The 19792-nt window shown below is 52.8% G+C and carries 17 protein-coding genes and 6 pseudogenes; 14 read left to right on the top strand and 9 right to left on the bottom strand.

Features of this window, described 5'->3' with window-relative positions:
• Positions 1–297: 297 nt before the first annotated feature.
• The 5 genes and pseudogenes from DFR77_RS03070 to leuS form a co-directional block, all read right to left on the bottom strand.
• Positions 298–853 (bottom strand): annotated as a pseudogene (locus tag DFR77_RS03070) (hypothetical protein).
• Positions 850–1657, bottom strand: a pseudogene (locus DFR77_RS03075) (DNA-methyltransferase). Before DFR77_RS03075 ends, DFR77_RS03070 begins: the two co-directional pseudogenes overlap by 4 nt.
• Positions 1650–1823 (bottom strand): annotated as a pseudogene (locus DFR77_RS14495) (restriction endonuclease); the annotation flags it as partial. The pseudogenes DFR77_RS14495 and DFR77_RS03075, both read right to left, overlap by 8 nt.
• Positions 1787–2578: a DpnI domain-containing protein gene (locus DFR77_RS03085; protein ID WP_003687206.1), complete on the bottom strand. Its 792-nt coding sequence runs from the start codon at positions 2576–2578 to the stop codon at positions 1787–1789. The gene DFR77_RS03085 and the pseudogene DFR77_RS14495, both read right to left, overlap by 37 nt.
• Before the next feature lie 228 nt (positions 2579–2806).
• Entirely contained in the window at positions 2807–5437 is a 2631-nt protein-coding gene (leuS, locus tag DFR77_RS03090) for a leucine--tRNA ligase (RefSeq protein ID WP_025456091.1), read from the bottom strand.
• Between the two features lie 266 nt (positions 5438–5703).
• On the opposite strand from leuS, the pseudogene DFR77_RS03100 reads away from it, so the two are divergent.
• From DFR77_RS03100 to ppk1, 3 genes and pseudogenes are all read left to right on the top strand, one after another.
• A pseudogene (locus DFR77_RS03100) lies at positions 5704–6220 on the top strand (outer membrane protein assembly factor BamE).
• A 6-nt stretch (positions 6221–6226) separates the two neighbouring features.
• Positions 6227–6670 (top strand): hypothetical protein, encoded by a 444-nt coding sequence (locus DFR77_RS03105; RefSeq protein WP_003687201.1) that lies wholly within the window; start codon positions 6227–6229, stop codon positions 6668–6670.
• Between the two features lie 168 nt (positions 6671–6838).
• Positions 6839–8896: a polyphosphate kinase 1 gene (ppk1, locus tag DFR77_RS03110; RefSeq protein WP_020996757.1), complete on the top strand. Its 2058-nt coding sequence runs from the start codon at positions 6839–6841 to the stop codon at positions 8894–8896.
• Between the two features lie 148 nt (positions 8897–9044).
• Here ppk1 and dnaN read toward each other — a convergent pair whose 3' ends face one another.
• A complete protein-coding gene (gene dnaN / locus DFR77_RS03120; protein WP_003687195.1) occupies positions 9045–10148 on the bottom strand; it encodes a DNA polymerase III subunit beta in 1104 nt (367 codons plus the stop codon).
• Between the two features lie 79 nt (positions 10149–10227).
• The gene (dnaA, locus tag DFR77_RS03125; RefSeq protein WP_003687194.1) at positions 10228–11784 is read right to left on the bottom strand and encodes a chromosomal replication initiator protein DnaA; all 1557 of its coding nucleotides are present in this window, start codon (positions 11782–11784) and stop codon (positions 10228–10230) included.
• Between the two features lie 291 nt (positions 11785–12075).
• Here dnaA and rpmH point away from each other — a divergent pair, with 291 nt between their 5' ends.
• The 4 genes from rpmH to yidC all read left to right on the top strand — a co-directional run bounded on the left by rpmH (position 12076) and on the right by yidC (position 14674).
• Positions 12076–12210 (top strand): 50S ribosomal protein L34, encoded by a 135-nt coding sequence (rpmH, locus tag DFR77_RS03135; protein ID WP_002214728.1) that lies wholly within the window; start codon positions 12076–12078, stop codon positions 12208–12210.
• A 2-nt stretch (positions 12211–12212) separates the two neighbouring features.
• Positions 12213–12578 carry a ribonuclease P protein component gene (gene rnpA, locus DFR77_RS03140; protein WP_003687193.1) on the top strand — a complete coding sequence of 122 codons (366 nt, stop codon included), beginning with the start codon at positions 12213–12215 and terminating at the stop codon, positions 12576–12578.
• A 64-nt stretch (positions 12579–12642) separates the two neighbouring features.
• Positions 12643–12864: a membrane protein insertion efficiency factor YidD gene (yidD, locus tag DFR77_RS03145; RefSeq protein ID WP_003690475.1), complete on the top strand. Its 222-nt coding sequence runs from the start codon at positions 12643–12645 to the stop codon at positions 12862–12864.
• Positions 12865–13036: 172 nt separating this feature from the next.
• Complete coding sequence (gene yidC, locus DFR77_RS03155; RefSeq protein ID WP_003692454.1) at positions 13037–14674, top strand: membrane protein insertase YidC; 1638 nt, start codon at positions 13037–13039, stop codon at positions 14672–14674.
• 80 nt (positions 14675–14754) lie between these two features.
• On the opposite strand, the gene DFR77_RS03160 is transcribed toward yidC, so the two are convergent.
• Positions 14755–15465 (bottom strand): SAM-dependent methyltransferase, encoded by a 711-nt coding sequence (locus DFR77_RS03160; protein ID WP_010356435.1) that lies wholly within the window; start codon positions 15463–15465, stop codon positions 14755–14757.
• A gap of 61 nt (positions 15466–15526) precedes the next feature.
• Positions 15527–16117, bottom strand: a complete 591-nt coding sequence (locus DFR77_RS03165; protein ID WP_003690470.1) for a Maf family protein — start codon at positions 16115–16117, stop codon at positions 15527–15529.
• Positions 16118–16264: 147 nt separating this feature from the next.
• Here DFR77_RS03165 and DFR77_RS03170 point away from each other — a divergent pair, with 147 nt between their 5' ends.
• The 7 genes and pseudogenes from DFR77_RS03170 to DFR77_RS03200 form a co-directional block, all read left to right on the top strand.
• Positions 16265–16765, top strand: coding sequence for a YceD family protein (locus tag DFR77_RS03170; protein WP_003692452.1), 501 nt, complete (start codon positions 16265–16267; stop codon positions 16763–16765).
• Positions 16766–16798: 33 nt separating this feature from the next.
• Positions 16799–16978, top strand: a complete 180-nt coding sequence (rpmF, locus tag DFR77_RS03175; protein WP_003687186.1) for a 50S ribosomal protein L32 — start codon at positions 16799–16801, stop codon at positions 16976–16978.
• Positions 16979–17152: 174 nt separating this feature from the next.
• Complete coding sequence (locus DFR77_RS03180; RefSeq protein ID WP_003690468.1) at positions 17153–17680, top strand: phosphoribosyltransferase; 528 nt, start codon at positions 17153–17155, stop codon at positions 17678–17680.
• A gap of 89 nt (positions 17681–17769) precedes the next feature.
• A complete protein-coding gene (gene plsX, locus DFR77_RS03185; protein WP_003687182.1) occupies positions 17770–18816 on the top strand; it encodes a phosphate acyltransferase PlsX in 1047 nt (348 codons plus the stop codon).
• A gap of 137 nt (positions 18817–18953) precedes the next feature.
• Entirely contained in the window at positions 18954–19205 is a 252-nt protein-coding gene (locus DFR77_RS03190; RefSeq protein ID WP_003687181.1) for a MafI family immunity protein, read from the top strand.
• Positions 19206–19231: 26 nt separating this feature from the next.
• Positions 19232–19447, top strand: a pseudogene (locus DFR77_RS03195) (DUF6911 family protein); the annotation flags it as partial.
• A gap of 132 nt (positions 19448–19579) precedes the next feature.
• Positions 19580–19768, top strand: a pseudogene (locus tag DFR77_RS03200) (DUF6911 family protein); the annotation flags it as partial.
• Between the last annotated feature and the right edge of the window lie 24 nt (positions 19769–19792).

Here is a 19792-nt window from a genome sequence, read left to right on the forward strand (position 1 = left end):
CTATACGGGCATTGTTTACAGCATCAGCATAAGACACCGTACTCTGGAATACCGCCTAAACCCTGCGGATAGTTTTGGATGTGGTATCGACATTGTCGGCAGACTTGTCTAACTCGACCGTTTTCAAATAATCTTTGGCAGATGCTGCATTCAGTGTCGCGGAATCCGCGTATTTTGAACAAAAGGTCGGGCTACTTTATCACAATAGCAGAAAGATGGAAAACGGCGGGGATTGGTGAAAGGTCGTCTGAAATGATATTCAGACGACCTTGAACGGTTGTGTTTTAAATATGGTATTTATTCATTTGTTTCACCATCAGGCAGTCCAAACCACCTTAAGGGAATCGTGTTAAATTGGTAATGGCAGTTAACACTGATAATATAATCTAAAACATCTTTAATATTCCGGTTTTGTAAACCAATCATTCAAAACATAGACATATCCAACCCGCCAACCTAAAGAGTGAACTAACTTTGTATATTGTTTTCTCTTAAAATCGCAAGTTTGTAATTTCTCATCTACTGAACCGGGAGTTTGTTGGAATTTGATCTCAATAATAAATAAGGTATCACGGATGATGATAAATAAGCCATTATCGGGCAGTAATCTTTTAGACAGATGGTCTTTCCAATTAATATTGTATTCCAGTCTTTCCAAAAATCGGTAAAACTCATATTTTTTGAAACAATAAGCCTTCAATTCTCCATTAAACCAAACTTCATAACCCGCATTATCATCTGTTTTTCTTAAGTCGTACCCGGGAATTTCTTCAAACAACTTTCGTAAGTCTGTACGTTCTTCGAATCTGAGTCCTGTTTGTGTCCTTGCACCGCCGATTCCGCCAATAATCATTTTTCTAACCTTTTCTTTGCTAATTCAAAAAATCTTCTTCCAGTTCGCAACCGCAAAATCTCCGACCATGTTTTAAGGCGGCAACGCCTGTTGTGCCGCTGCCCATAAAAGGGTCAAAAATTAAATCTCCGATATTTGAAGCCGATAGTATGCAGCGTTCAAGTAAGGAGAGTGGTTTTTGTGTCGGATGTTTGCCGAATGTTTTTTCGGTTTTATTTGGTGGAGGAAATGTCCAAACACATTTCATCTGTTTGCCATTATTTTGTGCTTTCATCATTTCATAATGAAACGTATGTTTGGCTTTTTTATTTTTCTTTGCCCATAAGATTGTTTCTGTCGAATGGGTAAAGAAACGGCAGGACAAATTAGGGGGAGGATTGGGTTTTTCCCAAGTAATATTGTTCAAAATATGGTAGCCGACGGTTTGCATCAGGTAGCCGATTAAATAGATATTATGAAATGTGCCGCAAACCCAAATTGTGCCGTTTGGTTTTAATAAGGCGTAACACAGTCGGAGCCATTCTTCGTAAAATTCCAAATCTGCCGCCATTCCTTTGGATTTATCCCAGTTGCCCTTATTGACGGAAACCATTTGCCCGTTTTGACAACTGAAACCGTCATTGGAAAGAAAGTAAGGCGGGTCTGCGAAAATCATATCAAAACAGCCGTTTGGATGTTTTTCCAATATCTTCCGCATGACGTTAAGGGAATTTTCGTTGTAGAGGACAAGGTCGTCTGAAACGATTTTTTCAAACGACTTTGATAAATGGCAGCTTCTTCAGCCGGTTTGTCAAAATCAATCATAAATTGCCAATAATTCTCCGACTTTTTTACGACTGCTGCCCTTTGCGGCAATATTGCGTTGTACTTCAACCGTTTTTAGAATGGCAGAAGAATAAATATTTCTCGTAAATTCAGTATCATGATTTGAAATCAAAACGCCTTGGGAGTTGGGTGCAATTTGTCGATTTTTTTGTAAAGTCCGCGACCAATGAATTCGATCATATTTTGATCACGCAAAATTTGCAACTGTTGGCGGATTTTGTCTTTGATATGGTTGTTTTGGGGAAATTGGATGGATAGTTTGTTTTCAAATTCATACATTTGCGACAATGTGAATTCTTCGGTGAGTTGGTCGATACATTTCATAACAGCCAAAAGCCAGTCTTTGCGCTCCGCATTTTGGTTGCGTAAAAACAGGTTGGATTGCCATTTTTTCAGAACGGTTTCGGGTTCGATAATGCGGGAATCGTCTATTAAGAATATTTTTCCGCTTTCAGGCAAAGGGGCGAGATTGATGGAACACATAATGTGGTGCGGTCGGTTTTTAATGCCTTTATTTCTGGGAATAATCATATCCGGCGTGATGAAATGTTTGGGTACAAGCACCAATTGCCGTATGGAGTAATCCGCTTTTTTATATGCAAGAAAGAAAAAGTTGGGGTTGGTATCTGACCGGATGCGCTCCAACATAGTGCGATATGCACCGTCAGGCACGCTGTTGCCTATGGTTTTTTGATTTTTACTCTTTAATTCATATTGCTCGTGGCAATTTGGGCAAAAGAGGTCTGCAACAGGTTTGTTATTGGCAAATCTCTGCATCGGCTTGCTTCCGCAACAGGGGCAATAGCCGTTTTTTTCCAGCCAAGCCTCGCTCATTACACGGATTTTGTGGGTTGCTTTATTTTGTTGCTTTCCCAATTGGGTATCGAAAAATAAATTCATATTTTGGATTTTGAGATTAATTTTTAGTAGATTAACAAAAATCAGGACAAGGAGACGAAGCCGCAGACAGCAGGGCAAGGCGGGGCAACGCCGTACCGGTTTAAAGTTAATCCGCTATATTTGAGGTCTGTCTTGCAGACAACCCAATCTGCCTTAAAAAGGCCGTCTGAAACCCTGTTTCCAAGTTTCAGACGGCCTTTATCCGTATGGCTAAACCTTAAAAGCGGTTTAGACGACGATGTTCACCAGTCTGCCCGGTACGACGATGATTTTCTTCGCAGGCTTGCCTTCCATGAATTTCACTGCGCCTTCGTTGGCGAGTGCGGCGGCTTCGAGGTCGGCTTTGGAGGCGTCGGCGGCGACGGTGATTTTGCCGCGCAGTTTGCCGTTGACTTGAACCATCACTTCGATTTCGGATTTGACCAGGGCGGCTTCGTCGACTGTCGGCCAGCCTGCTTCCCACAGTTTCGCGCCGTTCAATTCGCTCCACAGGGTTTCGCAGATGTGCGGCACGATGGGCCACAACAGGCGTACGGCGGCTTCCAATACTTCTTGGGCGACGGCGCGGCCTTGTTCGCTGCCGGTGTCGGTTTTGTCGTATTGGTTGAGCAGTTCCATCACGGCGGCGATGGCGGTGTTGAACTGCTGGCGGCGGCCGTAGTCGTCGCTGACTTTGGCGGTGGTGGAATGCAGTTTGTGGCGCAGGTCTTTGAGTTCTTTAGACAAACCGTCTTGGTTGCCTGCAAATGCTTTGACCGCGCCGCCTTGCTTCAGGTATTCGTAAACGGTACGCCACAGACGGCGCAGGAAGCGGTGTGCACCTTCGACGCCGCTGTCGCTCCATTCGAGGGACTGTTCGGGCGGTGCGGCGAACATCATGAACAGGCGGGCGGTGTCCGCGCCGTAGGCGTTAATCAGTTCTTGCGGATCGACGCCGTTGTTTTTGGATTTGGACATTTTTTCCGTGCCGCTGATGACGACGGGCAGTCCGTCGGCTTTGAGGACGGCGGAAACGGGGCGGCCTTTGTCATCGAAAGTCAGCTCGACATCGGCGGGGTTGATCCAGTCTTTGCCGCCTTTGTCGTTTTCGCGGTAGTAGGTTTCGCAGACGACCATACCTTGCGTGAGCAGGCGTTCAAACGGTTCGTCAACATTGACCAAACCTTCGTCGCGCATCAGTTTGGTGAAGAAGCGCGCGTACAGGAGGTGCAAAATCGCGTGTTCGATGCCGCCGATGTATTGGTCGACCGCGCCCCAGTATTTCGCGGATTCTGCCGATACCATGCCGTCTGAAAACTTGGGCGACATATAGCGGAAGAAGTACCAGCTCGACTCCATGAAGGTGTCCATGGTGTCGGTTTCGCGTTTCGCCGCGCCGCCGCAGCACGGGCAGGAAGTTTCGTAAAACTCGGGCATTTTTGCCAGCGGCGAACCCATACCGTCGGGTACGACGTTTTCAGGCAGGACGACGGGCAGTTGGTCGGCAGGGACGGGAACGTCTCCGCATTTTTCGCAATGGACGATGGGAATCGGGCAGCCCCAGTAGCGTTGGCGCGAAATGCCCCAGTCGCGCAGGCGGTATTGGGTTTTCGGTTCGCCCGCACCTTGGCTTTGCAGCTTGGCGGCAACGGCATCAAATGCCGTCTGAAAATCCAAGCCGTCCAAGTCGCCGCTGTTGACCAATACGCCGTTTTCTTTGTTGCCGTACCATTCTTGCCATCGGTTTGCGTCGAATGCGTTGTCGCCGACGGCAATGACTTGTTTTTTCGGCAGATTGTATTTGGCGGCAAACTCGAAATCGCGTTCGTCGTGCGCCGGAACAGCCATCACCGCGCCGTCGCCGTAGCCCCACAAGACATAGTTGGCAATCCACACTTCCAGCTTGTCGCCGTTGAGCGGGTTGACGACGTAGCGGCCGGTCGGCACGCCTTTTTTCTCCATCGTCGCCATATCGGCTTCGGCAACCGAACCGGCTTTGCATTCGGCGATAAATGCCTGCAATTCGGGTTTGTCGGCGGCTGCGGCTGTTGCCAGCGGATGTTCGGCGGCAACAGCGACATAAGTCGCACCCATCAGCGTGTCGGGGCGGGTGGTATAAACTTGCAGGAATTTCGCGTAATCGCCTTCCAAACCTTGCTTGCTGTCGTCTGAAACGGCGAAGCGCACGGTCATGCCGCGAGATTTGCCGATCCAGTTGCGCTGCATGGTTTTGACTTGTTCCGGCCAGTGTTCCAGCTTGTCCAAATCGTTGAGCAGCTCTTCGGCGTAATCCGTGATTTTGAAGTAATACATCGGGATTTCGCGTTTTTCGATCAACGCGCCCGAACGCCAGCCGCGTCCGTCGATGACTTGCTCGTTGGCAAGGACGGTTTGGTCGACCGGGTCCCAGTTCACCGTGCCGTTTTTGCGATAGACGATGCCTTTTTCAAACAGCTTGGTAAACAGCCATTGTTCCCAGCGGTAGTATTCGGGTTTGCAGGTGGCGACTTCGCGTTCCCAGTCAACCGCAAAACCCAGGCTTTTGAGCTGGGTTTTCATGTATTCGATGTTGTCGTAGGTCCAAGCGGCGGGGGCGACGTTGTTTTTCATCGCCGCATTTTCCGCCGGCATGCCGAACGCGTCCCAACCCATAGGCTGCATAACGTTGAAGCCGTTTAAAAGTTTGAAGCGGCTCAATACGTCGCCGATGGTGTAGTTGCGTACATGCCCCATATGCAGCTTGCCGCTAGGGTAAGGGAACATCGAAAGGCAATAATATTTGGGTTTGGAAGCGTCTTCGGAGACGTTGGAAATACGGGCGTCGTCCCATTTTTTCTGCGCCGCAGGCTCGATGGCGGCGGGCTGGTAATGTTCTTGCATGGTCATTTTGTTTTTCGCTTGAAAACGTTAGGAATTTAAAGGAGGAATTATAACAGGTTGCCGATGTCGGCGAATCGGCAAATTGCCGGCAGGATGCGTAAATTCGCACGCGCATCATTCCGTATGCCGTACAAATACACCGCGTTTACTGATACGCACGTTTTTTATGCTAATATTACGAACCAAAATCAAACGTTTAAAACTCTCCTGATGCGGCTCTTCCGAACAAAAGGCAGACGGGCATCGGGTAAAAAAGGATTCTGCATATGAAAATCAAACAAATCGTCAAACCGAGCTTGGCAGTATTGGCGGCAGGCATTCTGTCTGCCTGCGCAACCATAAAGCAACGTCAAAGCCGACGGCACGACCGACAATCCGGTTTTCCCGGAACCCTATTCCGTAACGCTCGACAACAAGCGCGGCACATTCCCGACTTATGACGAACTGGATCAGATGCGCCCCGGTCTGACCAAAGACGACATCTACAAAATCCCGGGCCGCCCGCATTACGACGAAGGTATGTACGGCGTGCGCGAATGGGATTACCTGTTCCACTTCCACACCCCGGGCGTGGGTATCGACCCTGAAAACACTTCCGGCGTGGAAGGCGTTACTACCTGCCAATACAAAGTGATTTTCGATAAAGACAAATTTGCCCGCAGCTTCTACTGGAACCCCGTCTTCCCGAAAGATGCCGTCTGCCCGCCGCCCGCACCCAAAGCCGAGCCGCAAGTCATCATCCGCGAAATCGTGCCGGCAAAACCGAAACGTATCCGCCAATAAGCCGCTATGCCGCCCCGCCTGCTTTCAGGGATATTGTGCTGCCTGCTGACGACTGCCCCCGTATTCGCACAGGGGCAGCCGGATGCGGTCAGTGCCTATATTCAAAAGAAAAAAGTCATCGTCGACACATCCAAGGCGGAACTCTGTTTTGCCGACGACCGTCAGTGCCACCCCGTCCTCATCGGCACTGCCACACCCAAGGGGACGTTCGGACTGACGCTGAACAGTACCGACAAGCCCGGTTACGGCGGCGAAGTCATCGGTTTCAAGCAGGAGGGCGATTTTCTTTTCGCCCTGCACCGCGTTTGGAATCAGATACCGTCCGAAAGGCGAAACGAACGCATCGCCTCCCCGTCCGTGTCCGACAGGATTATGACCAACGGCTGCATCAACGTCAGCGATGCGGTGTACGAAAAACTGCGTCATTATTTTGTGTTGGAAGTGATTTGAAACAGACGGATACCGCACGTGCCGGTATCCGTTTTCACATTGCCCCGATGCCTGAAACAGACCGTCCGTCACGTCATGCCGCCTGAAACCGGCGCAGATGCCGCCAAGCCTTCAGACGGCATTGTCCGCCCGCTCCGACCGAACAACAACCATCTTTGGGAGAACCTTATGACCGAACAAAACCGCATCCTCTGCCGCGAACTGAGCCTGCTGGCATTCAACCGCCGCGTGTTGGCACAGGCGGAAGACAAAAACGTCCCCCTTTTGGAACGCCTGCGCTTCCTGTGCATCGTGTCGTCCAATCTTGACGAGTTTTTTGAAGTCCGCATGGCGTGGCTCAAGCGTGAAAACAAGCTGCACCCCCGGCGCAGGCCGGACAACGGCAAAACGCCGTCTGAAACCATCGCCGACGTTACCGAAGCGGCGCGCTCCCTGATACGGCACCAGTACGACCTGTTCAACAACGTCCTTCAGCCCGAGTTGGCGCGGGAAAGCATCCATTTTTACCGCCGCCGCAATTGGACGGGCACGCAGAAAAAATGGATCGAAGACTATTTCGACCGCGAACTGCTGCCGATCCTGACCCCCATCGGACTCGACCCTTCCCACCCTTTCCCGCGCCCGCTGAACAAATCGCTCAACTTCGCCGTAGAACTCGACGGCACGGACGCGTTCGGCAGGCCTTCGGGTATGGCGATTGTCCAAGCACCGCGCATCCTGCCGCGCGTTGTTCCCCTGCCGTCCGAACTGTGTGGCGGCGGACACGGCTTCGTCTTCCTGTCGTCCATCCTCCACGCCCACGTCGGCAAACTCTTCCCGGGCATGAACGTCAAAGGCTGCCACCAGTTCCGCCTCACGCGCGACAGCGACTTGACCGTTGACGAAGAAGACGTACAAAACCTCCGCGCCGCCATTCAAAACGAACTGCACGACCGCGAATACGGCGACGGCGTGCGGCTCGAAGTCGCCGACACCTGTCCCGCCTACATCCGCGACTTTCTGCTCGCGCAATTCAGGCTGACCGACGCCGAACTCTATCAGGTCAAAGGCCCGGTCAACCTCGTCCGCCTCAACGCCGTCCCCGACCTAGTCAACCGCCCCGATTTGAAATTTCCGCCGCACACGCCGGGCCGTCTGAAAGCCTTGGGCAAAAACAGCCCGATCTTCGATTTGGTGCGCCAATCGCCCATCCTGCTGCACCACCCCTACCAATCTTTCGATCCCGTGGTCGATATGATACGCGAAGCCGCCGCCGATCCCGCCGTTCTTGCCGTCAAAATGACGATTTACCGCACCGGCACGCGCTCCGAACTCGTCCCCGCCCTGATGAAGGCGGCACTCGCCGGCAAACAAGTAACCGTCGTCGTCGAACTGATGGCGCGTTTTGACGAAGCCAACAACGTCAACTGGGCGAAGCAGCTCGAAGAGGCGGGAGCGCACGTCGTGTACGGCGTGTTCGGCTACAAAGTCCACGCCAAAATGGCACTGGTCATCCGCCGCGAAGACGGCGTGCTCAAGCGTTACGCCCACCTCGGCACGGGCAACTACCACCAAGGCACATCGCGCATCTACACCGACTTCGGCCTCATTACCGCCGACGAACAAATCACCGCCGACGTGAACACATTATTTATGGAAATCACAGGCTTGGGCAAACCCGGGCGGCTGAACAAACTCTACCAAAGTCCGTTTACCCTGCACAAAATGGTTATCGGCCGCATCGCTCGCGAAACCGAACACGCAAAAGCCGGCAAACCGGCGCGGATTACCGCCAAGATGAATTCGCTCATCGAACCGACTGTCATAGAAGCCCTGTATCAAGCAAGCGCGGCAGGCGTGCAAATCGATTTGATTGTGCGCGGTATGTGTACCTTGCGCCCGGGTGTAAAAGGCTTGTCCGAAAACATCCGCGTCCGCTCCATCGTCGGCAGGCAGCTCGAACACGCGCGCGTATATTGTTTCCACAACAACGGCGCGGACGACACCTTTATTTCCAGCGCGGATTGGATGGGGCGCAATTTCTTCCGCCGCATCGAAACCGCCACCCCGATTACCGCGCCCGAACTCAAAAAACGCGTCATCCGCGAAGGTTTGGAAATGGCACTGGCAGACAATACCCACGCGTGGCTGATGCAGCCCGACGGCGGCTATATCCGCGCCGCGCCCGCCGAAGGCGAAAGCGAAGCCGACCTGCAAAACGATTTATGGGATTTGCTCCGAGGCTGACCCGCACAAGCACTTCCCCCATACGCTCCCAACCCCAATCCGCCGCATTCCAGACGGCATTGCCTTTCCGACAGCCGAACAAAACCCCGAATCCGTCTGCACGGTTCGGGGCATATCTCCAATACGGGCATCGTGTTCCGGAAAACCGTCAAATCCGCATCGGCATCACAATATATTTGAAATTCGGATTGTTCGGCACGGTAAACAGCGTCGAGCGGTTGGCGTCGCCGAAGGCAAGCTGCATATCGTCGGAATGGATGTTGCGCAACACGTCCATCAAATAGCCGATATTGAAACCGACTTCGAGTTCGCCGCCCTGATAGGCGATTTCGATTTCTTCGCGCGCTTCTTCCTGCTCGTTGTTGCTGCACACGACGCTCAACAGGCCGGGTTGCAGGAACAGGCGCGCGCCACGGAATTTTTCGTTGGCAAGAATGGACACACGTTCCAGCGCGCCCAAAAGTTCGGCACGGGACAACACGAAAATCTTGTCGTTGTCCAAAGGAATCACGCGGTTGAAATCGGGGAATTTGCCGTCGATGACCTTGCTGACGATGGTCGTGCCGTTGCATTGGAAACGCACCTGCTTGTCCAGCAGCTCGATTTGAATCGGATCGTCGGGGTTGTTCAACAGTTTGAACAGTTCCAGCACCGTTTTGCGCGGCAAAATCACTTCGGCGCGCGGCAAATCCGCATCAATCGCGCAGGCTGCATAGGCAAGGCGGTGTCCGTCGGTCGCCACAAGGCGCAACTGGCTGCCCTCAACCTGCATCAGCAGACCGTTGAGATAATAGCGGATGTCCTGCACCGCCATGCTGTACTGCACTTGCGACAGCATGGTTTTGAAACGCTCCTGCCCCAGCGAGAAAGTCGCGCTGATGTCCTCGCCGACATTCATCATCGGAAAATCGGCGGCAGGCAGGGTTTGCAGGGCAAAACGCGATTTGCCCGCCTTCAGCGTCAGACGGTTGTCGTCCCAATCCAGCGACACCAGCGCACCGGCAGGCAGCGCGCGCAAAATGTCCTGAAATTTCTTGGCATTGGTAGTGATGCGGAAGTCGCCCGCACCTCCCTCGGGACCCGCGGTGTCGATTTGGATTTCCAAATCGGTTGCCAAGAGTTTGGTCTGACCGCCCCTGCCCTCAATCAGCACATTGGACAGGATGGGCAGGGTGTGTCGGCGTTCGACGATGCCGGTAACGGCTTGCAGCGGCTTGAGCAGGCTGTCGCGCTCGGCTTGTAAAATCAACATTTTCGCTCCTTAAATCGGTTGGATTTCCTACCCTTCGGACGGCATGGTCAATGTCATGCCGTCTGAAAGGCGTGTCCGGTCAGTTTTGAATCAGAATCAGCAGTTTCTCGTAATCCTGCGCCAACTCGGGGTCTTCCTCGCGCAGTTTCGCCACCGCCCTGATGCCGTGCATGACGGTCGTATGGTCGCGTCCGCCGAACGAATCGCCGATAGACGGCAGGCTCAAAGTGGTCAATTCTTTGGTCAGGCTCATGGCAACCTGACGCGGACGGGCAATGTTGCGCGTGCGTTTTTTGCCGAGTACGTCGCTGATTTTGATGCGGTAATATTTCGCCACCGCATCGATGATGATGTCGGCGGTGATGACTTTGTGCTTCTCGGCAATAATGTCCTGCAAAGCGGTACGCGCCAAATCGATGTCGATGACGGGACGGTTCATAAAGCGGCTGCTCGCTCCGACACGGTTGAACGCGCCTTCCAGTTCGCGCACGTTGGAACGGATCAGATTGGCAATGAACAGCGCGGCTTCGTCTTCGATACTGATGCCCGCCGCTTCCGCCTTTTTCTGCAAAATGGCGATACGCATTTCCAATTCGGGCGGCTCGAGTTCCAAAGTCAGCCCCCACGAAAAGCGGGATTTGAGGCGGTCGTCCATACCTTCGATTTTGGCGGGTAAAACATCGCAAGTGAGGATGAGCTGTTTTTTCTCATTGTGAAAATGGTTGTACAGATAGAAAAATTCTTCCATCGTACGGTCTTTTCCTTTGATGAACTGAATATCGTCGATAATCAGCAGGTCGTATTGCTTGTATTGCTGCTTGAACACGTCGTAGGTATTGTTGCGAACCGCCTTCATAAAGCTGCGGATGTAGTCGTCCGAATGCATATAGCGCACTTTGGCATCGGGACGGTTTTTCAACAGCTCGTTGCCGACCGCCTGCACAAGGTGGGTTTTGCCCAAACCCGTGCTGCCGTACAGGAAGAACGGGTTGTAACTCTGCCCCGGGTTTTCCGCAATCGCCTGCGCCGCAGCCGCCGCAAGGCGGTTGCCCTTACCTTCTACCAACGTATCAAACGTGTAATCCGGAGACAGGTTGGTTTGTTCGTAACGCGCTTCTTCCGCATCACGCTGCGCATCCGTCCGCGCTTTGGCAACTGCCGCCGATTCCGGCCGGGAAGCAGGCCCGGCAGCCTGACGCGGCTCGTGCGGCAGGTTTTTCATACGTTCCGCCAAAATATCCGCCGCCGTTTTCGACGCAGCGGGTTTGACAGGCTTTTCAGACGGCAGCTCGTCCAACAGAACCTCCTGCACGGGCATCTCCTCCGACCCCGCGTGCAAGGACGGCTCGGCAGGTTCGACAGCACCTTCAACCGCCGCCATCTCATAACGCACGCCTTCTCCCGGTTTGAATACGAAGGCGGGACGGCCGGCAGCCAACTCTTCCCTCACCGCTTCTATTTTTCCGGCAAACTGGCTCTTGAGCATATTGCAGGCAAACTGGTTCTTGCCGTACACCACCCATACGCCACCCTCCTCACCAACCGTAAGGGGCGCAATCCATTGCGCAAACTGCCCGTGAGGCAACATATCGTGAAGACGGCGGAGGCACAGCGGCCAAAACTCTGCTAATGTCATGGATAGGCTCGAATCGGTAAAAATGAAATCGAAAACAAAGAAAATATAATATTTTCAAAAAGAAAACAAATCTGTTGAATACGCGTCGGTTCAAAACGCAGCGAACCGATTATACCGACTCGCCGATATTTTATCCACAACCCGTGCAAAAATTTATCCACAGAAAGGCGGCAGAAATCCGCAGGCAATCGGGCAATCCTCCTGCAAAGTTTCTATATTGATTGACAAAAGCGGCAAATTGGAGTGTAATTCACGGTTTAATTATCTACCCATTCTATTTTAGGAACCATCATGAAACGCACTTATCAACCTTCCGTTACCAAACGCAAACGCACCCACGGCTTCCTCGTGCGCTCCAAAACACGCGGCGGACGCGCAGTATTGGCCGCACGCCGTGCCAAAGGCCGCAAACGCCTGGCAGTGTAATTTTGGACTACCGCTTCGGAAGGCAGTACCGCTTGTTAAAAACGGATGATTTTTCATCCGTTTTTGCATTCAGAAACCGCCGCAGCCGCGACCTGCTGCAAGTTTCGCGCTCAAACGGCAACGGGCTGGACCATCCCCGCATCGGTCTGGTGGTCGGCAAAAAAACCGCCAAACGCGCCAACGAGCGGAACTATATGAAACGCGTCATCCGCGACTGGTTCAGATTGAACAAAAACCGGCTGCCGCCTCAGGATTTCGTCGTGCGCGTCCGCCGGAAATTCGACAGGGCTACCGCAAAACAGGCAAGGGCGGAACTGGCACAACTCATGTTCGGCAACCCCGCAACCGGATGCGGGAAACAGGTATGATCAGAACGGTACTCTGCACGCAAGGTTCAGACGGCAACGGGTTTCCCATACAAGGAACATCCCGATGAACTTCCTATTGTCCAAACTGCTGCTGGGGCTGATAAGGTTTTACCAATACTGCATCAGCCCGCTGATTCCGCCGCGCTGCCGTTATACGCCGACCTGTTCGCAATACGCGGTCGAAGCGGTCAAAAAATACGGCGCATTCAAAGGCCTCCGGCTCGCCATCAAGCGCATTGCACGCTGCCACCCTTTCGGCGGACACGGACACGACCCCGTTCCCTGACCCGACGCAATATTCAAATTGCACGCTTTCCTTTTATTTCCCATCGGTTTCTATATAATGCCGTCTGAACCTTCGGGCTGGCGGCACGGCCGTCGGGTATGAAGCCCGCCCTTATTCCCCGTCTATCGGAACACGCAACCTGCGGCATTTCCGACCATTCAGGAAACTCTATATGGATTTTAAAAGACTCACGGCGTTTTTCGCCATCGCGCTGGTGATTATGATCGGCTGGGAAAAAATGTTCCCCACCCCGAAACCCGTCCCCGCGCCCCAACAGGCGGCACAAAAACAGGCAGCAACCGCTTCCGCCGAAGCCGCGCTCGCGCCCGCAACGCCGATTACCGTAACGACCGACACGGTTCAAGCCGTTATTGATGAAAAAAGTGGCGACCTGCGCCGGCTGACCCTGCTCAAATACAAAGCAACCGGCGACGAAAACAAACCGTTCGTCCTGTTTGGCGACGGCAAAGAATACACCTACGTCGCCCAATCCGAACTTTTGGACGCGCAGGGCAACAACATTCTGAAAGGCATCGGCTTTAGCGCACCGAAAAAACAGTACACCCTCAACGGCGACACAGTCGAAGTCCGCCTGAGCGCGCCCGAAACCAACGGACTGAAAATCGACAAAGTCTATACCTTTACCAAAGACAGCTATCTGGTCAACGTCCGCTTCGACATCGCCAACGGCAGCGCTCAAACCGCCAACCTGAGCGCGGACTACCGCATCGTCCGCGACCACAGCGAACCCGAGGGTCAAGGCTACTTTACCCACTCTTACGTCGGCCCTGTTGTTTATACCCCTGAAGGCAACTTCCAAAAAGTCAGCTTCTCCGACTTGGACGACGATGCGAAATCCGGCAAATCCGAGGCCGAATACATCCGCAAAACCCCGACCGGTTGGCTCGGCATGATTGAACACCACTTCATGTCCACCTGGATCCTCCAACCTAAAGGCGGCCAAAGCGTTTGCGCCGCAGGCGACTGCCGTATCGACATCAAACGCCGCAGCGACAAGCTGTACAGCGCAAGCGTCAGCGTGCCTTTAGCCGCTATCCAAGCCGGCGCCAAAGCCGAAACTGCCGTCAACCTGTATGCCGGTCCGCAAACCACATCCGTTATCGCAAACATCGCCGACAACCTGCAACTGGCAAAAGACTACGGTAAAGTACACTGGTTCGCATCGCCGCTCTTCTGGCTCCTGAACCAACTGCACAACATTATCGGCAACTGGGGCTGGGCAATCGTCGTTTTGACCATCATCGTCAAAGCCGTACTGTATCCATTGACCAACGCCTCCTACCGTTCGATGGCGAAAATGCGTGCCGCCGCACCCAAACTGCAGACCATCAAAGAAAAATACGGCGACGACCGTATGGCGCAACAGCAAGCGATGATGCAGCTTTACAAAGACGAGAAAATCAACCCGCTGGGCGGCTGTCTGCCTATGCTGTTGCAAATCCCCGTCTTCATCGGCTTGTACTGGGCATTGTTCGCCTCCGTAGAATTGCGCCAGGCACCTTGGCTGGGCTGGATTACCGACCTCAGCCGCGCCGACCCCTACTACATCCTGCCCATCATTATGGCGGCAACGATGTTCGCCCAAACCTATCTGAACCCGCCGCCGACCGACCCGATGCAGGCGAAAATGATGAAAATCATGCCGTTGGTTTTCTCCGTCATGTTCTTCTTCTTCCCTGCCGGTTTGGTTCTCTACTGGGTGGTCAACAACCTCCTGACCATCTCCCAGCAGTGGCACATCAACCGCAGCATCGAAAAACAACGCGCCCAAGGCGAAGTCGTTTCCTAAATGCCGCAGCATGAAAAATGCCGTCTGAAACCTGTTCAGACGGCATTTTTATTGTTCACCCCCTATCGGGGCGGAAATCTTCAACCCGCATACATCACAAAAATCGTCGGGCGTTTTTTCAGATTGGGCATTTCCTTCATCCTGCGCCAATCCGCAACCGTTTTACTGACCACCAACTGAGTCGGCAACGTCAAATCCGTAGCCGTACACAAGCGCGTTTCAGGATGCAGGTTTTCCACCGCATCGGCAAGCAGCGCATCATTGCGGTAAGGCGTTTCAATAAAAATCTGCGTCTCGCCGCACTGCCGCGAACGTTGCTCCAAAGCATTCAAACTCTGAATGCGCTCATTTTTTTCAGACGGCAGATAACCATTAAACGCAAAGTTCTGCCCATTCGCACCCGAAGCCATCAGCGCCAGCAGCAGGCTGGACGGGCCGACCAAAGGCCGTACTTCAAAACCGTGTTTATGCGCCAATGCCACCAAATTCGCGCCCGGATCGGCAACAGCCGGGCAACCCGCCTCGCTGACAATCCCCATACTGCGCCCTTCTTGCAAAGGTTTCAGCAATTCCGGCAAAGTCTTCAAATCCGTGTGTTCATTCAACGTTTGCAGATTCAGTTCGCGTATCGGCGTCGTTATCCCCAAATGCTTCAAATGCGCACGCGCCGTTTTTTCCGCTTCCACGACAAAATCCGTCAGCCCGACAACCGCCCGTTGTTCATGCTGCAACAGGCACGGCGTGTCAGGCGTACCCAAAGGCGTAGGAATCAAATACAAAACAGGAGACATCATTCCCTCACTCATCGGTTAAAAATGCCGTCCGAACCCTTCAGACGGCATAAACGGGCAGTTACAAAACATCCACGCCCTCGTTTTTCAAAAAATCGACCAGACGGAAAACCGGCAGACCAATCAAGGCATTCGGATCGGTACTTTCAATCCGTTCGATCAACAGCGCGCCCAAGCCCTCGCTTTTCGCCGCACACGAACAATAAACCGCATCCGGCTCGCGCTCCAAATAGCGGAGGATGTGCAGCTCGTCCAACTGCCTCATCACGACCACCGTCTTATCGATATGCCGATGCATCCTGCCCGTAACCGTATTTAGCAGAACGACCGCACTGTAAAACTCAATCTCCCTGCCGCTCAAATGCATCAACATCTTTTGCGCGTTGGCAAGGTTCATCGGCTTGCCCCACTGCCTGCCGTCGCACCACGCCACCTGGTCCGCACCGACAATCAACGCCCCGGGGAAACGCCCGGTCAACGACCGCGCCTTACCCTCGGCAAGGCGCAATGCCGTCTGAGGGGCGGATTCCCCCAACATCGGCGTTTCGTCAAAATCGGGGGATGCCGCCTGAAAGGCAATGCCGAGCCTTTCCATCTGTTCGCGGCGGAAAACCGAACTCGTACCCAAAACCAAAGGCAGTTCCAAACCCATCCCATCCTCCTTACCGTTGAAAACACGCCCGAAGGGGCGGTAAAATCCAGCCATGCGCCGAAACACGGACGCCCGCCTTCGGCGTACCGCAACATTTTTCTTAAAAATATTGACGTTAGAACATCTAAATTATATCATACCCCGTTTATGTCAGACCCTAATTTGATTGACCCGGAAATTTTTGCCGCCGAAAGGCAGAACCTGCAAGGCAGTTTTCTGCTGGAAGAATTGGACGAGCGAGTCAGTTTGCACGATTATCCCGCCGACAGGCGGACCAAAATATCGTTTACACTGACCGGCGGTCGCGACCGGCTGCAACGCCTGTTCCTCGACCTGAACGTCAAAGCCGATATGCCCCTGATTTGCCAGAGATGTATCAAACCCATGCCGTTCATGCTCGATGAAAGCAGCCGTATCGTCCTGTTTTCCGACGAAGAGTCCTTGGACGAATCCATGCTTGCCGACAAAGAACTCGAAGGCATACTGATTGAAAAAGAACTCGACGTGCGCGCATTGGTAGAAGACCAAATCCTGATGTCCCTGCCCTTTTCGCCGCGACACGGACACTGCGGCAATACCCTTCCGGAATCCGCCAACCAAGACAAACCCAACCCCTTTGCTGTTTTGGCGGGTTTGAAAAGCAGTTAATTAGGACACAGTTTATTTATCTAGGAGCTTGAAATGGCCGTTCAACAAAACAAAAAATCCCCTTCCAAACGCGGTATGCACCGTTCGCACGACGCACTGACCGCGCCCGCACTGTTTGTCGACAGCACAACCGGCGAAGTACACCGCCCGCACCACATCTCCCCCAACGGTATGTACCGCGGCCGCAAAGTGGTCAAAGCCAAAGGCGAATAATCCCTATTCGACTGACTGAAAAAGCCAGAACATTGCCATGCAATTACTGGCTTTTTTTGCATTGGACGCACCATCCGTCCAAACTTTCGCCATACGTCAACACACAGGGGCAAAGCGTTCCGTATAATACCCCGTGAAAATATTCCAAAAGCCCCAACCACCAAGGAAATTCCGATGAAACAGAAAATCTGGTACACCTACGATGACATCCACCGCGTCATCAAAGCATTGGCAGAAAAAATCCGGAACGCCGGCGTCAAATACGATGCCATGATCGCTATCGGCGGCGGCGGCTTTATTCCGGCACGCATGCTGCGCTGTTTTCTGGAAATTCCGATTTATGCCGTAACCACCGCCTATTACGACAGCGACAACGAAGGACAAGTTACCGAAGAAGTCAAAAAAGTCCAATGGCTAGACCCCGTCCCCGAAGTCCTGCGGGGCAAAAACGTGCTCGTCGTCGATGAAGTGGACGACAGCCGCGTAACCATGGAGTTCTGCCTGAAAGAACTGCTCAAGGAAGACTTCGACACTGTCGGCGTCGCCGTCCTGCACGAAAAAATCAAAGCCAAAGCAGGCAAAATCCCCGAAGGCATTCCCTATTTCAGCGGCATTACCGTAGAAGACTGGTGGATCAACTATCCGTGGGACGCACTCGACATCGACGAACACAACCGCCTTGCCGAAGCCGGCCGAGGCTAACCCTTTCAGACGGCATATTTTCCGAACCGATGCCGTCTGAAGCCCGCACGACCCCTGCCGCAGACCGAAAATCTACCGGAGAAACCCCTATGATTACATTGGCCGTAGATGCCATGGGCGGCGACCAAGGACTTGCCGTTACCGTACCCGGCGCAACCGCATTCCTCCAAGCACACCCCGATGTCCGCCTGATTATGACCGGCGACGAAACGCAGCTCCGCCAAGCCCTGAACGCGGCAGGCGCGCCGATGGAACGCATCGACATCTGCCATACCACCCAGGTTGTCGGCATGGATGAATCCCCTCAGTCCGCCCTAAAGAACAAAAAATACTCCTCCATGCGCGTTGCCATCAACCAAGTTAAAGAAGGCAAAGCCCAAGCCGCCGTATCCGCAGGCAACACGGGCGCGCTCATGGCAACCGCACGTTTCGTCCTCAAGACCATACCCGGCATCGAACGCCCCGCCATCGCCAAATTCCTTCCTTCCGACACCGACCACGTTACCCTCGCCCTCGACCTCGGCGCAAACGTCGACTGCACACCCGAACAGCTTGCCCAATTTGCCGTCATCGGCAGCGAACTCGTCCACGCGCTCCATCCTCAAAAAGGACAGCCGCGCGTCGGGCTGGTCAACGTCGGCACAGAAGACATCAAAGGTACGGATACCGTCAAACAAACCTACAAACTGCTGCAAAACAGCAAACTCAACTTTATCGGCAACATCGAAAGCAACGGCATCCTGTACGGCGAAGCAGATGTCGTCGTCGCCGACGGCTTTGTCGGCAACGTCATGCTCAAAACCATCGAAGGCGCAGTCAAATTCATGAGCGGAGCCATCCGCCGCGAATTCCAGAGCAACCTGTTCAACAAACTTGCCGCCGTTGCCGCCCTACCCGCCCTCAAAGGCTTGAAAAACAAACTCGATCCGCGCAAATTCAACGGGGCCATCCTGCTCGGGCTGCGCGGCATCGTCATCAAAAGCCACGGCGGCACAGACAAAACCGGTTTCCGCTACGCACTCGAAGAAGCCTACCACGAAGCCAAGTCCGCCGGCCTTTCCAAAATCGAACAAGGCGTTGCCGAACAACTCGCCGCACTGGAAGCCGCCCAAAACGAAACCGCCGCCAGTCTGTAACACGCACGATGCCGTCTGAACGCCCCCGCCCCTTTCAGACGGCATCCGGCACCCGTCCAAACCTGCGGGCGCGGACGGCGATGCGCCTGTCCGGCACTTCCCAAATACTTCCCTGTAAAATAAGGAGTATTTGAAAAATGAAGACATTAGAAAAACGGATGAAAGCTCTAGACAAACGGATGATGAAGTTCGGAAAATCCCTTGAAGGCAGGCTTGATGCCCGTCTGATTGAATCCGCATTGGATTATATTCATTATTCGGAACGTTTTTTGGCTTTTGACATCCTGTGTACTTATATCGAAGATTTCGATATCCGGCTGACGGAACAAGAATCCCGGGAAATTTCTTTTATCAACAAGGAATTTGAGATAGAAAGCACGTCCGATTAACCAATAAAGCCAATGATTTGATAAGAATGAAAACATCGACGGTCGTTTTTGGCGGATTTTTTATGGCAGACAACGGGGAGCGAATCCAAATCCCCGTTTTGGAAAATCCTGACATTAGGGAAATCAATCGCTTTTTTTCCGTATCAAATTTTGAGAAAAAAGCCGGCGTCCTTGTTTTCAGAATCATCCCCGAGCCGGAATTTGGCAATACCGAATTAACTGTCTATTTTGAAAAAGGATATTATAGTGGATTAACAAAAACCGGTACGGCGTTGCCCCGCCTTGGCTCAAAGGGAACGATTCCCTAAGGTGCCCAAGCACCAAGTGAACCGGTTCCGTACTATCCGTACTGTCCGCGGCTTCGCCGCCTTGTCCTGATTTTTGTTAATCCACTATATTTGCCAATAATTCAAACAATTTTAGAAGGCGGGGATATTAAAGTAAAAAACCTTAAAACAGAAAATTACAGCGGGAAGGCAAGGGAAATCTTGGGAGATTGCTACCCTATTGAACATATCTCTAAAAATATTTCTACAATTCAAAATATCATTTCCGAATTTATCAGACAAAAACAAACACCGGCACCA

The organism is Neisseria gonorrhoeae (assembly GCF_003315235.1).
Lineage (GTDB): Bacteria > Pseudomonadota > Gammaproteobacteria > Burkholderiales > Neisseriaceae > Neisseria > Neisseria gonorrhoeae.

What these genes read in the sequence shown, in the direction of transcription:
- DFR77_RS03180 (WP_003690468.1), top strand. Translation starts at nt 17,153, where the DNA reads ATGAAACAGAAAATCTGGTACACCTACGATGACATCCACCGCGTCATC.
- DFR77_RS03165 (WP_003690470.1), bottom strand. Translation starts at nt 16,117, where the DNA reads ATGGGTTTGGAACTGCCTTTGGTTTTGGGTACGAGTTCGGTTTTCCGC.
- dnaA (WP_003687194.1), bottom strand. Translation starts at nt 11,784, where the DNA reads ATGACATTAGCAGAGTTTTGGCCGCTGTGCCTCCGCCGTCTTCACGAT.
- yidC (WP_003692454.1), top strand. Translation starts at nt 13,037, where the DNA reads ATGGATTTTAAAAGACTCACGGCGTTTTTCGCCATCGCGCTGGTGATT.
- DFR77_RS03170 (WP_003692452.1), top strand. Translation starts at nt 16,265, where the DNA reads ATGTCAGACCCTAATTTGATTGACCCGGAAATTTTTGCCGCCGAAAGG.
- rpmF (WP_003687186.1), top strand. Translation starts at nt 16,799, where the DNA reads ATGGCCGTTCAACAAAACAAAAAATCCCCTTCCAAACGCGGTATGCAC.
- plsX (WP_003687182.1), top strand. Translation starts at nt 17,770, where the DNA reads ATGATTACATTGGCCGTAGATGCCATGGGCGGCGACCAAGGACTTGCC.
- DFR77_RS03160 (WP_010356435.1), bottom strand. Translation starts at nt 15,465, where the DNA reads ATGTCTCCTGTTTTGTATTTGATTCCTACGCCTTTGGGTACGCCTGAC.
- DFR77_RS03105 (WP_003687201.1), top strand. Translation starts at nt 6,227, where the DNA reads ATGCCGCCCCGCCTGCTTTCAGGGATATTGTGCTGCCTGCTGACGACT.
- yidD (WP_003690475.1), top strand. Translation starts at nt 12,643, where the DNA reads ATGAACTTCCTATTGTCCAAACTGCTGCTGGGGCTGATAAGGTTTTAC.
- DFR77_RS03085 (WP_003687206.1), bottom strand. Translation starts at nt 2,578, where the DNA reads ATGAATTTATTTTTCGATACCCAATTGGGAAAGCAACAAAATAAAGCA.
- rpmH (WP_002214728.1), top strand. Translation starts at nt 12,076, where the DNA reads ATGAAACGCACTTATCAACCTTCCGTTACCAAACGCAAACGCACCCAC.
- dnaN (WP_003687195.1), bottom strand. Translation starts at nt 10,148, where the DNA reads ATGTTGATTTTACAAGCCGAGCGCGACAGCCTGCTCAAGCCGCTGCAA.
- DFR77_RS03190 (WP_003687181.1), top strand. Translation starts at nt 18,954, where the DNA reads ATGAAGACATTAGAAAAACGGATGAAAGCTCTAGACAAACGGATGATG.
- ppk1 (WP_020996757.1), top strand. Translation starts at nt 6,839, where the DNA reads ATGACCGAACAAAACCGCATCCTCTGCCGCGAACTGAGCCTGCTGGCA.
- leuS (WP_025456091.1), bottom strand. Translation starts at nt 5,437, where the DNA reads ATGCAAGAACATTACCAGCCCGCCGCCATCGAGCCTGCGGCGCAGAAA.